This window comes from Enterobacter sp. MGH 37, from assembly GCF_000534515.1.
Taxonomy (GTDB): Bacteria; Pseudomonadota; Gammaproteobacteria; order Enterobacterales; family Enterobacteriaceae; genus Enterobacter; species Enterobacter kobei.
Genome location: NZ_KI973205.1, coordinates 1,429,274 through 1,442,665, shown reverse-complemented (window position 1 = coordinate 1,442,665; position 13,392 = coordinate 1,429,274). Strand labels below are relative to the sequence as shown.

Annotated in this window: 15 protein-coding genes; 6 read left to right on the top strand and 9 right to left on the bottom strand. The window is 55.9% G+C overall.

The window, feature by feature from the left end:
* Positions 1–24: 24 nt before the first annotated feature.
* The 4 genes from L383_RS16810 to sad form a co-directional block, all read right to left on the bottom strand.
* Positions 25–387 (bottom strand): DUF4186 domain-containing protein, encoded by a 363-nt coding sequence (locus L383_RS16810; protein WP_023330418.1) that lies wholly within the window; start codon positions 385–387, stop codon positions 25–27.
* A complete protein-coding gene (gene glsB, locus L383_RS16815) occupies positions 387–1,313 on the bottom strand; it encodes a glutaminase B (RefSeq protein WP_014883834.1) in 927 nt (308 codons plus the stop codon). Before glsB ends, L383_RS16810 begins: the two co-directional genes overlap by 1 nt.
* A 62-nt stretch (positions 1,314–1,375) precedes the next feature.
* Positions 1,376–2,965: a methyl-accepting chemotaxis protein gene (locus L383_RS16820; RefSeq protein WP_032628969.1), complete on the bottom strand. Its 1,590-nt coding sequence runs from the start codon at positions 2,963–2,965 to the stop codon at positions 1,376–1,378.
* Positions 2,966–3,077: 112 nt separating this feature from the next.
* Positions 3,078–4,466, bottom strand: coding sequence for a succinate-semialdehyde dehydrogenase (sad, locus tag L383_RS16825; RefSeq protein ID WP_023330416.1), 1,389 nt, complete (start codon positions 4,464–4,466; stop codon positions 3,078–3,080).
* A gap of 98 nt (positions 4,467–4,564) precedes the next feature.
* On the opposite strand from sad, the gene L383_RS16830 reads away from it, so the two are divergent.
* The gene (locus L383_RS16830) at positions 4,565–5,443 is read left to right on the top strand and encodes a putrescine utilization regulator PtrR (RefSeq protein WP_014883831.1); all 879 of its coding nucleotides are present in this window, start codon (positions 4,565–4,567) and stop codon (positions 5,441–5,443) included.
* On the opposite strand, the gene L383_RS16835 is transcribed toward L383_RS16830, so the two are convergent.
* The 3 genes from L383_RS16835 to L383_RS16845 all read right to left on the bottom strand — a co-directional run bounded on the left by L383_RS16835 (position 5,397) and on the right by L383_RS16845 (position 7,569).
* The gene (locus tag L383_RS16835) at positions 5,397–5,879 is read right to left on the bottom strand and encodes a GNAT family N-acetyltransferase (RefSeq protein ID WP_023330415.1); all 483 of its coding nucleotides are present in this window, start codon (positions 5,877–5,879) and stop codon (positions 5,397–5,399) included. The two genes, L383_RS16830 and L383_RS16835, sit on opposite strands and share 47 nt — an antisense overlap.
* An 82-nt stretch (positions 5,880–5,961) precedes the next feature.
* Entirely contained in the window at positions 5,962–6,753 is a 792-nt protein-coding gene (locus tag L383_RS16840; RefSeq protein ID WP_023330414.1) for a PhzF family phenazine biosynthesis protein, read from the bottom strand.
* Positions 6,754–6,780: 27 nt separating this feature from the next.
* Positions 6,781–7,569: a PhzF family phenazine biosynthesis protein gene (locus L383_RS16845; RefSeq protein ID WP_023330413.1), complete on the bottom strand. Its 789-nt coding sequence runs from the start codon at positions 7,567–7,569 to the stop codon at positions 6,781–6,783.
* Positions 7,570–7,746: 177 nt separating this feature from the next.
* Here L383_RS16845 and L383_RS16850 point away from each other — a divergent pair, with 177 nt between their 5' ends.
* Positions 7,747–8,928: a sugar transporter gene (locus L383_RS16850; RefSeq protein WP_023330412.1), complete on the top strand. Its 1,182-nt coding sequence runs from the start codon at positions 7,747–7,749 to the stop codon at positions 8,926–8,928.
* Positions 8,929–9,022: 94 nt separating this feature from the next.
* Here L383_RS16850 and L383_RS16855 read toward each other — a convergent pair whose 3' ends face one another.
* Positions 9,023–9,688, bottom strand: a complete 666-nt coding sequence (locus tag L383_RS16855; RefSeq protein ID WP_023330411.1) for a MarC family NAAT transporter — start codon at positions 9,686–9,688, stop codon at positions 9,023–9,025.
* Between the two features lie 256 nt (positions 9,689–9,944).
* Here L383_RS16855 and marR point away from each other — a divergent pair, with 256 nt between their 5' ends.
* From marR to marB, 3 genes are read left to right on the top strand one after another with little or no spacing between them, the layout of a single operon-like run.
* On the top strand, positions 9,945–10,379 hold the full coding sequence (gene marR, locus L383_RS16860) for a multiple antibiotic resistance transcriptional regulator MarR (protein ID WP_014883825.1): 435 nt from the start codon (positions 9,945–9,947) through the stop codon (positions 10,377–10,379).
* Positions 10,380–10,398: 19 nt separating this feature from the next.
* Positions 10,399–10,779: an MDR efflux pump AcrAB transcriptional activator MarA gene (gene marA / locus L383_RS16865; RefSeq protein WP_023330410.1), complete on the top strand. Its 381-nt coding sequence runs from the start codon at positions 10,399–10,401 to the stop codon at positions 10,777–10,779.
* Between the two features lie 33 nt (positions 10,780–10,812).
* A complete protein-coding gene (marB, locus tag L383_RS16870; RefSeq protein WP_014883824.1) occupies positions 10,813–11,031 on the top strand; it encodes a multiple antibiotic resistance protein MarB in 219 nt (72 codons plus the stop codon).
* A gap of 38 nt (positions 11,032–11,069) precedes the next feature.
* Here marB and eamA read toward each other — a convergent pair whose 3' ends face one another.
* A complete protein-coding gene (eamA, locus tag L383_RS16875) occupies positions 11,070–11,969 on the bottom strand; it encodes an O-acetylserine/cysteine exporter (protein ID WP_014883823.1) in 900 nt (299 codons plus the stop codon).
* Positions 11,970–12,163: 194 nt separating this feature from the next.
* Here eamA and ydeE point away from each other — a divergent pair, with 194 nt between their 5' ends.
* Positions 12,164–13,357 (top strand): efflux MFS transporter YdeE, encoded by a 1,194-nt coding sequence (gene ydeE / locus L383_RS16880; RefSeq protein WP_014883822.1) that lies wholly within the window; start codon positions 12,164–12,166, stop codon positions 13,355–13,357.
* The last annotated feature ends 35 nt before the right edge of the window (positions 13,358–13,392 follow it).

Here is a 13,392-nt window from a genome sequence, read left to right as displayed (position 1 = left end):
CAATTACAACAGGATCATAACTCGTCAAATTTGGCTGTTCATCTGTATCACCAGCCAGTGGTGGATCACGCTGACGATATAATGTTGTTGCTGCACAGTCAGTTGCACGCCCTGGGGAATATTATGCCATTTTGCCAGACAGCCCCGGCAGCAGGTCGCCGTGGCATGCTGGGCGATAAATACCGGGTGACCGCGCATGGGCGTCTGTTTACCGTCGTTGGCAGGTTGCGCCGGTGCAAGGCGTTTTTTAACGAAATCCGCAGCATGCTGGTCAATGGTGTCGGGTCCTTTGTCCCAGCAGTACTGCCGTTCTTTATTGCCTAAACGAAAGCGCGAGCGAAACGTCGATCGCGCCAGGCGGGAAAAAAGCGGATCCAGATCGGACATCAGTATACGGAACGTCCCAGACGTTGGGTCAGTTTCTCCAGCACCGCCACACCGGCAAGTGAATTTCCCGTTTCATCCAGCTCCGGGCTCCAGACGGCAATCGCCATTTCATGCGGCACAATCGCCACGACTCCGCCGCCAACGCCGGATTTGGCCGGAAGCCCAACCCGCCAGGCAAACTCGCCCGCGTTTTGATACATGCCGCTGGTCGCCATCAGGGCGTTGACCTGCCGCGCCTGCAGTGGGGAAACGACGTCCTGATCGAGATGCGGCGCGTGCCCCTGGTGCGCCAGAAACAGGAACGTCTGGGCCAGCTCAACGCAGCTCATTTTCAACGCACAGTAGTGGAAGTAGTTTTGCAGTACGGTCGCCACGTCGTTATGAAAGTTGCCGAAGGATTTCATCAGCCAGGCGATGGCCGCGTTACGGGCGGAGTGCTCAAACTCCGAGCGGGCCACTACCGAATCATAGGCAAGATCGTCAACGCCCGAGAGCTGACGAACAATCTCCAGCATTCGCTGACGCGGTGCGCTGAGACGGCTTTGCAGCATATCGCAGACCACCAGCGCCCCGGCATTGATAAAAGGGTTACGCGGTTTACCCTGCTCGATTTCAAGCTGAAGCAGTGAGTTGAAAGGCTGGCCGGACGGATCTTTACCGACACGCTGCCAGATCTCGTCTTCCTCGTACTGGCGCATCGCCGCAACCAGGCTCAGCACTTTCGAAATTGACTGAATCGAAAAACGTTCAGTGGCATCCCCTGCCTGGTATCGCTGTCCGTCGATGGTACAGATCGCAATCCCCAGCTTATTCCCGCTGACCGAGGCAAGAGCCGGAATATAGTCGGCAACCTTACCCTTTCCCAATAACGGACGAACCTGCGCCAGAATCTCGTCCAGCATCTCATTATGGATGACCGCAGCCACTCTTTGCTCCTTGCCCTCAGGCTAAAACGGGCTGCGAGTATAACAGAGGCTTATGTATTGCGTCAGGCGCTAAGACGAAAACGCGAAACGGCCTGCAATAAAAGATCGGATTGCTTTTGCAGTCGCTCAGAGGCCTCTGAGGCATCAGAAACCAGCAGATCCGTCTGGCGTGAAACCTGATTCAGCGCCTGAAGCTGACGCGTCATCTGGTGAATACTCTCTCCCTGGCTGAGCGTAGCGGTTGAGATTTCATTCAGCAAACTGCTTAAGTTGCCGACCAGACCGGTGACCTGCTGCAAATTGTCTTCCATCAAATTCACCGCGCGGGATCCGTCTTCAATGCCCTGCAAAGAGCGATTGATAAGTTCCTGGATGGTCTGCGTTGAGTGGCTACTCTTTCTGGCAAGCAGGCCGACTTCCCGGGCGACAACGGCAAACCCGCGTCCATGGTTACCGGCATGGGCGGCTTCAATGGCGGCGTTTAACGCCAGAATATTGGTCTGAAACGCCACGCTGTCGATCATCGCCACGATCCCGCGCATTTCAGAAGATCGCTCGACGATCGCCTGCATGGACGCATTCACGGTCGACATCATCTGGTCACCGCCTACCGCGGCCTGACGCGCTTCGTCCGCGCGCGAGCTGGCGAGTCTGGCGTAGCCGGTATTCCCTTCCACATGCGTTTCCAGCGTCGCGATATGGGTCGTGACCTCTTCCAGCTCTTTTGCCTGACGCGCCGATTGCTGATACAGCTTCTGATTCCCCTGCGCCAGGGAGCCGATATTTTCAACCATTGCGGTCGTGGCATGGCTGACCTGGGTCACCAGCTGCTGCAGACCGTGCTGCATGGTGGCGATACTGTCGCTAAGCTGCCCCGTCTCACGATTAAAACGCCTGACGGCAGGCGGCGTACCGGAAAGATCTCCGGCTGCCAGCTGGTTAATATGCGCAATCAGTCGACGTAACGGCGTGATCACCCACCTGGACATGCCGAACCAGACGGCAACGGCGATGGCGAGCAGTAAAACCGGCGCAATCAGGAACAACGTTTGCAGCCTTGAAAGCTGCGTCATAAGAGCCTGACGCCCCTGCATGGCCTGCTTCTCGCTGGCCTGCTGATAACGGGCGTAGTTATCGTTGAAGTCGCTCTGAAACGCCTGGGCAGGGACAGCAAAAAAGGCATCAATGATGTGGTTTCTGACAAGCGCTTCCGATTGCTCTTTAATGGCACCGTAGAAAAGCTGATAGCTGTTCACCAGGGCCTCATCTTCCGGCGGGCTGAGTGCCCGCCAGGCTTGCCACGCCTGCTGAGAAACCGCCAGCGACGCTTGCGCCTCATCCATCAGACTGTGCCAGCTTCCTTCTGAACCGGTCTCTTTATCCTGCATAAACCAGACGCCGGAGCGGTTAAGCAGATCGCTTGCCGCCAGCAGGGAGACACGCGCCAGATCAAGCTTGCTCTGTTGCTGATACGCCAGCAGATTTTGCTGCTCGTTGCGCTGAGCGTCCTTCAGGGAGGCGTTAAGCAGAAAAGATGAGGAGAGTTGCAGTGCGGAGAAAAGGCCAATAATACAAAAGATACCCGTCAGCAGGCCAAATTGACGTGGGATACAGCGCTGCGCAATACGACGAAAAATTTGCGTTAGGTTCATGATTTTCTTCAGTAACAAGACGTTATACGCGTGCGAGTCTACGAAACGAAAATGACAGAACCATTGCAGAGAAATGACAGTGGCCCTCAAATTGAGGGCCACTACAAACAAATTACACTCTGTTCTTCCACACCGTCTGCACGTTACAGAATTCATGCAGGCCGAAATGGGAGAGCTCGCGGCCAAAACCACTCTTCTTCACACCGCCAAAGGCCACGCGCGCATCGCTGGCGCTGTAACCATTGATAAACACCCCACCGCACTCCAGCTCGCGAGAGAATTTATCCGCAAGCGCGGCGTCGGCGGTGAAGACCGTAGCAGAGAGGCCAAAGTCGCTGTCGTTTGCCAGCGTCAGGGCGTGCTCAGCATCTTTCGCGACGGTAATAGCCGCTACCGGACCAAACAGTTCCTGGCGGAAGGCCGTCATCGACGGCGTGACGTTCGCCAGCACGGTAGGCGCGTAATAATTCCCCTCGCCGCTGATTTTCTCTCCGCCCAGCAGCAGCGTGGCCCCCTCAGCCAGGGTGGCCTGAACCTGCTGATGCAGTTCATCGCGCAGGTCAAAACGCGCCATCGGGCCAATGTAGTTCTCTTCTTCATCGGGTGTGCCCATCTTCAGGGCGGCTACGCCCGCGACGAAGCGTTGGGTAAAGATATCCGCAATACCCTCTTCAACAATAAAGCGTTTGGCGGCCGCGCACACCTGCCCGGTATTCTGATAGCGACCCGCCACCGCCGCTTTCACGGCGAGATCCAGGTCAGCGTCGTTGAGCACGATGAACGGGTCAGAGCCGCCCAGCTCAAGCACGCATTTTTTCAGCGCAGCACCTGCCTGGGCACCAATTGCGGCCCCGGCACGCACGCTGCCGGTAACGGTCACCGCCGCAATGCGACGGTCGTTAATCGCCTGGCTTACGCCGTCATTGGTGGCATTAACCCAGCCAAAAACGCCTTCCGGGAAACCGGCATCCGCAAAAATCTGTGCGATAAGATCCGCCGAGCCAAGCACGTTTGGCGCGTGCTTAAGCAGATAGCTGTTACCTGCCAGCAGGATCGGCACCGCCCCGCGCAGTACCTGCCAGAGCGGGAAGTTCCACGGCATCACCGCCAGAATCGGCCCCAGCGGGCGGTATTCAATAACCGCGTTGTGGTTTTCCACCTGGGTTGGCTCTGCATTCAGCATGGCCGGGCCGTGTTCCGCATACCAGTCACACAGACCCGCAGATTTTGCCACTTCCGCCCGCGCCTGCAGAACCGGTTTGCCCATCTCCCGGGACATCATCCGGGCCATCTCTTCCGCACGATGACGCAGCGCAGCACCGAGATCGCGCAGCTTCTGCGCCCGCCGGGCGACGCTTTCGCTCCGCCACTGACGAAAACCGGCATCAGCCCGGGCGATAGCCTGTTCAACCTCTTCCTGTGTCGCCCACGGGTACGCGGCGATCGTTTCACCCGTAGCCGGGTTAACAGACAGGGCATGTGTAGCAGATGAATAAGTCATGATGTTCTCCACGCATTTCGGTTGATTAATTGTGGCTTACTCTGCTATTTCTTAGAAATGAATAATACTAACCACCTTATTCACGAAACGAGAATACTATGGATTTAACCCAGCTTGAAATGTTTAACGCCGTCGCGCTGACGGGGAGCATCACCCAGGCGGCGCAGAAGGTGCATCGCGTTCCCTCGAACCTGACAACACGCATCCGCCAGCTGGAAGCCGATCTCGGCGTTGAGCTGTTTATTCGTGAGAACCAGCGTTTGCGGTTATCTCCCGCCGGGCATAACTTCCTGCGCTACAGCAGACAGATTCTGGCGCTGGTGGATGAAGCGCGCATGGTCGTCGCGGGGGATGAACCACAGGGGTTATTTGCTCTTGGCGCGCTGGAAAGCACCGCTGCCGTGCGCATCCCTGAATCGCTGGCGCAGTTTAACCAGCGTTATCCGCGCATCCAGTTTGCCCTCTCTACCGGCCCTTCCGGAACGATGATAGAGGGTGTACTGGAGGGAACGCTGAGCGCCGCCTTTGTTGACGGGCCGCTGTCACACCCGGAACTGGAGGGGATGCCGGTCTACAGGGAAGAGATGATGCTGGTCACGCCTGCCGGGCATACGGAGGTCACACGCGCCACGCAGGTGAGCGGCAGCGACGTTTATGCCTTTCGCGCCAACTGCTCATATCGCCGACATCTTGAGAGCTGGTTTCATGCAGACGGCGCGACGCCTGGCCGCATTCACGAGATGGAGTCCTATCACGGCATGCTCGCCTGCGTCATTGCGGGCGCGGGCATCGCGCTGATGCCGCGCTCCATGCTGGAAAGTATGCCAGGACATCATCAGATTGAGGCCTGGCCGCTGGCTGAAAACTGGCGCTGGCTTACCACCTGGCTGGTGTGGCGACGGGGGGCGATGACCCGCCAGCTGGAAGCGTTTATAGCGCTGCTAAACGAACGTCTTCAACCAGCGCCTTCTCCATAAACAGGCTAAGCGGGTCGTCAACATAGGGGGCAAATGCCGGGCGCAGTTCGTACCCGCACTGTTCATACAGACGAACCGCGGCGTGTTGTTTTATCCCTGTCTCCAGCCGTACCGTGTGGCAATGACGGCTCAGGGCCTCATCTTCCAGGGCAGCCAGCAGCCTCTCTCCCAGATGCTGTCCCCGGTGGGTCGGGTCAATATAGACCCGTTTCATCTCACCGGTTCCATCCCCGTTAAGCACGATGGCTCCACAGCCAACGGCCTGAAGCTGCTGGTCACGAATGATCATCAGGATAAGCGATGCGTCGGGCAGCGCTGAAAGATCGAGCAGATGATTGCTTTCTGCGGGATAGAGTTCGCTCTGATAGCGGTCAAGGGCTGCAATCAGTGTGAGGATGTCCGGATGACGAGCGGATTCAGAGGTAATGGAATACATGGCAGGCTCCTTGCTGTTTTTATTTTAAAATAGCGCAGCTCTGCCATGGTGCTTCATAGTATTAACTTATCGCGCTGCCCGGCTAGCGCAAAAAGATACGGCCTTTCAGATACAACGTGGCCTGACCGGCGATCAACACGCGATCGCCCTTCAGTTCACAGCGCAGATCGCCGCCACGATACGACACCTGACGTGCGTTCAGTGACGTTTTACCCAGCTTTTCGCTCCAGTAGGGGATCAACATGCTGTGCGTGGATCCGGTAACCGGATCTTCCGGCACCCCTTCGCCCGGGCAGAAAAAGCGGCTGACGAAGTCATAGTCTTCTCCAGGCGCCGTTACGCAGACCATTTTCCCCAGCGGAACCATTGCCGCGATATCCGGCGTGAGCGCCTCCACCTGCTGCTGGCTCTCCAGCACCACGATATAGTCTCGTCCGGCGCGTACCTCTTTCGCCTTTGTGATGCCCAGCGCGCTGAACAACGCTGCCGGGGGATTATCGACGGCCTCCGTCGGCCACGCAGGGAAATTCAGCGTCAGCCAGTCGCCGCTGCGCTTGACCGTCAGCTCGCCCACGAAGCGCGTGGTAAAGTGAATTTCGGTATGCGGATAATCAAGATATTCAAAAATCACGTGTGACGCCGCGAGGGTCGCGTGTCCGCACAGGTTAATTTCGTGCAGCGTGGTAAACCAGCGCAGTTCAAACCCGTCGTCGGTTCGCACAAAAAAGGCGGTCTCAGACTGATTATGCTGCTGCGCCATTTTAAGCAGCGTCTCATCGGGCAGCCACTCCTCCAGCGGGCAAACCGCCGCCGCATTACCGCCAAACGCCCTGTCGCTGAAGGCATCCACCAGATAAAAATCAATTTCCTGCATTGTCTCTCCCTCTCTTGTTATCAGTTTTTAGCGCAGATACACCGTGCCTTTCAGGTAGCACGACGCCTGACCGCTCATCAGCACCCGTTCCCCTCTCAGTTCACAACGCACTTCACCGCCCCGCGCCGACACCTGACGGGCAAACAGGGTCGTTTTGCCCAGTGTTTCACTCCAGTAGGGGATCAGCATCGTGTGCGCGGACCCGGTGACCGGATCTTCCGGGACGGAAACGCCCGGTGAGAAGAAGCGGCTGACAAAGTCATATTCCCCCTCGCCCGGTGCCGTCACGCTAACTTTGTGCTCACCCGGTGTCATCGCAGACAGGTTCGGCATAAGGGCTTCAACCTGCTGGCGGTTTTCCAGGACGATCACCCACGCGCGCCCTTTACGGGCGTCAACGTAGTGGCGGATACCCAGCGCCGCGATCATCTCTGGCGGTGGCGTCTCTTTATGTGTCGGACACGCCGGGAAATCCAGCGTCATCCACTCTCCCTCCCGGCTGACCGTCAGGCGGCCAGATGCGGTGTCGAAGTGGATCCGCGAGTCGGGGTAATCCAGTTCATGAAACAGGACGTACGCGGCGGCCAAAGTGGCATGCCCGCAGAGATTAACTTCGGTGAGCGTTGTAAACCAGCGTAGCTCAATGCCCCCTTTGCTGCAGACGAAAAAGGCCGTTTCCGATTGATTATGCTGTTGCGCCATTTTCAGTAGCGTTTCATCGGGTAACCATTCTTTCAGCGGACAAACCGCCGCCGGATTGCCACCAAACGAAGTATCGCTGAACGCATCTACCAGATAAAAATCAATCTCCTGCATTGTCTTACCGCCTGTTTTTGTTGTGTTGTTCTTTTATATTCAATGAAAACACCCTCCCCGGCTACCGCTTTCACAAGGTAAATATTGAGATCTGCGTCACATAATGGTTGAGTTTTCGCCGTTTGACGTTTTAAGATCGTCTCCTCTTCTTTCCAGCAACGAATCTCCGACATCCCTATGACAACGAACACAGTTTCCCGCAGGGTTGCGTGGCTACGCGTGGTCACGCTGGCCATTGCCGCGTTTATTTTCAACACCACAGAGTTTGTTCCGGTTGGGCTGTTGTCTGACATTGCCGACAGTTTCCAGATGGAAACGGCTCAGGTGGGCATTATGTTGACCATCTACGCCTGGGTGGTGGCGCTTATGTCATTGCCGTTTATGCTGCTGACCAGCCAGATGGAGCGGCGCAAACTGCTGATCGGTCTCTTCGTGTTGTTCATCGCCAGCCATGTTCTGTCGTTTATGGCGTGGAATTTTACGGTGCTGGTCATGAGCAGGATTGGCATTGCATTCGCCCATGCGGTGTTCTGGTCGATCACCGCGTCGCTGGCTATACGCCTGGCCCCGGCGGGTAAACGCGCCCAGGCGCTGAGCCTGATTGCCACCGGCACCGCGCTGGCGATGGTGCTGGGTCTGCCGATTGGCCGTATCGTGGGGCAATACTTCGGCTGGCGTACGACCTTCTTCGCGATCGGCATGGGGGCACTGGTTACGCTGGTGTGTCTGATTAAGCTGCTGCCCGCGCTGCCGAGCGAACACTCTGGCTCGCTGAAAAGCCTGCCGCTGTTGATGCGTCGCCCTGCGCTGCTGAGTATCTATCTGCTTACCGTAATCGTGGTGACCGCGCATTACACGGCGTACAGCTACATTGAACCGTTTGTTCAGGTGGTGGCAGGGTTTAGCGCCAATTTTGCCACCCTGTTACTGCTCATCCTCGGTGGTGCGGGCATTATCGGCAGCGTGCTGTTTGGCAAGCTGGGTAATCAGCATGCTTCCTTGCTTGTGAGCGGCGCCATTGGCCTGCTGTTGCTGATGCCCGCCGCGGGCAGCGAAAACCATCTGGCGATCCTGAGCCTGTTCTGGGGCGTGGCGATCATGATCATCGGCCTTGGCATGCAGGTAAAAGTGCTGGCGCTGGCACCGGACGCGACGGACGTTGCCATGTCACTGTTCTCGGGGATATTTAATCTGGGCATCGGCGCGGGCGCGCTGGTGGGAAATCAGATTAGCCTTCATGTCTCGATGTCGGCGATTGGGTATCTGGGCGCTATTCCAGCCCTGGTCGCGCTTATCTGGTCAGTGCTCATCTTCCGCAAATGGCCGGTGGCGCTGGAGGAACAGAGTCAGCACGGGTGACGTTTGTTTGTGCCGGGTGGCGCTGCGCTTACCCGGCCTACAAGCCTGTAATAACCCAGGCCGGGTAAGGCGAAACCGCCACCCGGCAATCACCTCAGTGGTAAGTTTTAATAATCTCCAGCACGCCGTTAATAATAAACTGCACGCCCATACAGACCAGTAAGAAGCCCATCAGACGTGAAATAGCTTCGATACCGCCCTTGCCTACCCAGCGCATAATCGCACCGGAACTGCGCAGTGACCCCCACACAATGATCCCGATAATCGCAAAAATCAGCGGTGGCGCAACCGTCAGGACCCAGTCCGGGAAGGTGGCGCTATCACGGACCGTAGAGGCGGAACTGATGATCATCGCGATGGTACCCGGCCCCGCCGTGCTCGGCATAGCCAGCGGCACAAAGGCAATATTTGCACTCGGTTCGCTTTCCAGCTCTTCGGATTTGCTTTTGGCCTCCGGCGACTCATGCGCTTTCTGCGCCGGGAACAGCATGCGGAAACCGATAAAGGCGACAATGAGTCCCCCGGCGATGCGCAGGCCAGGGATGGAAATCCCGAAGGTGTTCATCACCACCTGTCCCGCATAGTAAGCCACCATCATGATGGCAAACACATAGACGGAAGCCATCATTGACTGATGGTTACGCTCGACGCTGTTCATATTCCCTGCCAGCCCGAGGAAAAGTGCCACCGTCGTTAACGGGTTTGCCAACGGCAGCAGCACCACCAGCCCAAGACTCACTGCTTTAATTAAATCCAACATAATGCATCGTCGTCCTTATCCATATTCATCCCCGCAAGTATAGGGGGAAAGTGTGACGTTAAGCCATCTGCGCAACGTAACGATTATTTTCCGTAAGTAAGGATAACCCTGAGTTATCTATATGATTTGAAAGCGTTCAAAAAAAGTTCATGAAACGTTTTAGCAATTCGTGGCATCGGCTGATTCATTCAGTTGACTTATACTTGCCTGAGCAATAATATCTGCCGTGACTAAACTACTTGCCAGGGCAACCATTGTGAAAAGCACCAGTGATATCTTTAACGACGTTGTTCCGCTGGGTCGTCTTATTCATATGGTTAACCAGAAAAAAGATCGCCTGCTCAATGACTATCTGTCACCGCTGGATATCACCGCAACACAGTTCAAAGTGCTGTGTTCCATTCGCTGCGAAGTGTGTATCACGCCGGTTGAGCTGAAAAAGGTGCTCTCTGTCGATCTGGGTGCGTTAACCCGCATGCTGGATCGTCTCGTCTGCAAAGGATGGGTAGAACGAAGCCCTAACCCGAATGACAAACGCGGCGTGCTGGTCAAGCTCACCTGCGATGGCGCGGCCATGTGCGAGCAATGTCATCAATTAGTAGGACAAACACTGCATCAGGAACTAACAAAAAACTTAACGGCAGATGAAGTGGCAACCCTTGAGCTTTTGCTGAAGAAAATACTGCCGTAAACAGAAAAGAGGTATGACGATGTCCAGACGCAATACTGACGCTATCACCATTCATAGCATTTTGGACTGGATCGAAGATAACCTGGAATCGCCGCTCTCCCTTGAAAAAGTGTCAGAGCGTTCAGGTTACTCCAAATGGCACCTGCAACGGATGTTCAAAAAAGAGACCGGCCATTCACTAGGTCAATATATTCGCAGTCGCAAGCTGACGGAAATTGCCCAGAAACTGAAAGAAAGCAATGAGCCGATCCTTTATCTGGCAGAGCGTTACGGATTTGAATCACAGCAAACCCTGACGCGTACGTTTAAGAACTATTTTGACGTGCCGCCTCATAAGTACCGAATCACCAGCGTACCCGGAGAACCCCGATACCTGTATCCGTTAAAACATTGTAGTTAATCATCGCCTGTAAAAGACGTAATCGAGGAAATCATGAAAGTTATCGCCTCCGCCGCCCTCGCCTTGCTGGTGCTGTTTTCCAGCCAGACCTTTGCGGAGCAAACCCCAGGTGCAACGCAGCAAAATAATCGTGGCACGATGATTTTGCCGTCAGCACATGACCAGTCACCCTATGATTTCAACCACATGGGGACTGGTAGCGACAAATCCGACGAATTAGGCGTGCCTTATTATAATCAGCACGGCTTCTGATTCGTTTTTGCCCCGCCACTGCGGGGCTTTTTTATGCTCTAGCCTCTGACGCGCGCCGCCCGCCGTACCCGCAAGCCAAACACGTTGATATACAGCCCCGCCATAATCAGCACTGCCCCCAGCAACTGCAGCGCGCTCAGCGTTTCATCCAGCAATAGCGCCGCACTGGCGAGCCCAACCACCGGCACCAGCAGAGACAGGGGCGCCACGCGCCAGGTTTCATAACGCCCCAGCAGCGAACCCCAGATCCCATAGCCCACAATCGTGGCGACAAAGGCCAGATAAATCAGAGAAAGGATCGTGGTCAAATCGATATCGACCAGGCTTCTCAGCATCACATCCGGGCCATCCAGAATAAACGACGCCGCCAGAAACGGGATGACCGGAATTAACGCGCTCCAGACCACCAGCGACATCACCTGCGGCCGCGCCGCGTGCTGCATAATCAGCTTGTTGAAGATATTCCCGCACGCCCAGCTCAGCCCCGCCGCCAGCGTAAGCATAAAGCCCAGCAGCGCCACATCCTGACCATTCAGGCTGGCTTCAATCAGCACCAGTACGCCAAACACCGCCAGCGTAATCCCCGCCAGCTGTTTGCCCTGCAAACGTTCGCCAAATACGAACGCACCGAGAATGATGGTAAAGAACGCCTGCGCCTGCAAAACCAGCGAGGCAAGACCGGCAGGCATACCAAACTTGATGGCGCAGAAGAGAAACGCGAACTGGCCAAAGCTGATGGTCAGGCCATAGCCCAGCAGTAATTTGAACGGGATTTTTGGACGCGCAACAAAAAAGATCGCCGGGAACGCCACTAACATGAAACGCAAACCGGCCAGCATAAGCGGGGGCATATTGTGCAATCCCAGCTTAATGACGACAAAATTGAGCCCCCATACTACGACCACCAGCAACGCCAGCAGTCCGTCTTTACGCGTCATACCCTGCCCCTGAATTATTAATAATTTGTTAACACTTCAAGGTAACAGAAAAAAGGACGCTGCGAGAAGATCATTAATTCTGGCAGGCAGCTGAAGCACTTACGGATAAACCAGGTGCTATACAAGCCCCTTATGTCATGGTAATCCTGTTAACACACCTCTAATAAAAGCATAAGCAACTGTCGGGCAGAAATATGAAACCATCTCTCAGGCGCTCAACCGCAGCGCTGCTGGCATCGTCATTGTTGTTAACCATCGGTCGGGGAGCGACGCTGCCGTTCATGACCATTTATCTCACGCGCGTCTACAACATGAGCGTCGAGAATATTGGTTATGCCCTGACGATTGCGCTGACCATCGGCGTGGTGTTCAGCCTGGGATTTGGCATTCTGGCGGATAAGTTTGATAAAAAACGCTACATGCTGATTGCGATCGTGGCGTTTATTGCCGGATTTGTCGCGATCCCGCTGGTGGATAACGTCACGCTGGTGGTGCTGTTCTTTTCCCTGATCAACTGCGCCTACTCCGTATTTTCGACGGTGCTGAAAGCCTGGTTCTCCGACGTGCTCACCTCAAGCCAAAAAGCGCGTGTTTTCTCGCTCAACTATAGCTTCCTGAACATTGGCTGGACGGTCGGCCCGCCCATCGGCACCCTGCTGGTGATGTACAGCTTACAGCTGCCCTTCTGGCTGGCCGCTTTTTGCGCCGCGCTGCCGCTCGCGTTTATCCATTTCTTTGTGCAAAAAAGCGTCGCGCTGGATACCGCCGAGGAAAAAATGCCCTGGCAGCCGTCGGTGTTGCTGAAAGACCGCGCCCTGTTCTGGTTCACCCTCTCCGGCCTGCTCGCGTCGTACGTGGGCGGATCGTTCGCCAGCTGCATTTCGCAGTATGTTCTGGCCGCCCACGCCGACAGCGATTTCGCGCAGAAGGTCGTCGCCGTGGTGCTGCCCGTTAACGCCGCCGTGGTGGTGACGCTGCAATACGCGCTTGGGCGCAAGATTTCCGCCAGCAATATTCGCCCCCTGATGACCGCCGCGACGCTGTTTTTTATCCTGGGGCTGGGTGGCTTTATGCTCTCCGGGGAGAATCTGATTTACTGGGGTATCGCTGCCGCGATCTTTACGCTGGGTGAGATTATTTATGCGCCGGGTGAATACATGCTGATCGACAACATCGCCCCGCCGGGGATGAAGGCAAGCTATTTCTCCGCACAGGCGCTGGGCTGGCTGGGCGCGGCCGCAAACCCGATGATCACCGGGATTATCCTGACCAACCTTCCGCACTGGTCGCTGTTTGTGATTATGATGGTCGCCATCGTCATTGCGTGGCTGATGATTTTGCGTGGGATGAGCGTGAAGGCGTGGTGCGAGTCACCCAAGGTAGCGTAGCAACTTGTAGGCCGGGTAAGGCGTAGCCGCCACCC

Coding starts and splice junctions, on each gene's coding strand:
- L383_RS16810 (WP_023330418.1), bottom strand. CDS start 387: ATGTCCGATCTGGATCCGCTTTTTTCCCGCCTGGCGCGATCGACGTTT.
- L383_RS16820 (WP_032628969.1), bottom strand. CDS start 2,965: ATGAACCTAACGCAAATTTTTCGTCGTATTGCGCAGCGCTGTATCCCA.
- sad (WP_023330416.1), bottom strand. CDS start 4,466: ATGACTTATTCATCTGCTACACATGCCCTGTCTGTTAACCCGGCTACG.
- L383_RS16830 (WP_014883831.1), top strand. CDS start 4,565: ATGGATTTAACCCAGCTTGAAATGTTTAACGCCGTCGCGCTGACGGGG.
- L383_RS16835 (WP_023330415.1), bottom strand. CDS start 5,879: ATGTATTCCATTACCTCTGAATCCGCTCGTCATCCGGACATCCTCACA.
- L383_RS16840 (WP_023330414.1), bottom strand. CDS start 6,753: ATGCAGGAAATTGATTTTTATCTGGTGGATGCCTTCAGCGACAGGGCG.
- L383_RS16845 (WP_023330413.1), bottom strand. CDS start 7,569: ATGCAGGAGATTGATTTTTATCTGGTAGATGCGTTCAGCGATACTTCG.
- L383_RS16850 (WP_023330412.1), top strand. CDS start 7,747: ATGACAACGAACACAGTTTCCCGCAGGGTTGCGTGGCTACGCGTGGTC.
- L383_RS16855 (WP_023330411.1), bottom strand. CDS start 9,688: ATGTTGGATTTAATTAAAGCAGTGAGTCTTGGGCTGGTGGTGCTGCTG.
- marA (WP_023330410.1), top strand. CDS start 10,399: ATGTCCAGACGCAATACTGACGCTATCACCATTCATAGCATTTTGGAC.
- marB (WP_014883824.1), top strand. CDS start 10,813: ATGAAAGTTATCGCCTCCGCCGCCCTCGCCTTGCTGGTGCTGTTTTCC.
- eamA (WP_014883823.1), bottom strand. CDS start 11,969: ATGACGCGTAAAGACGGACTGCTGGCGTTGCTGGTGGTCGTAGTATGG.
- ydeE (WP_014883822.1), top strand. CDS start 12,164: ATGAAACCATCTCTCAGGCGCTCAACCGCAGCGCTGCTGGCATCGTCA.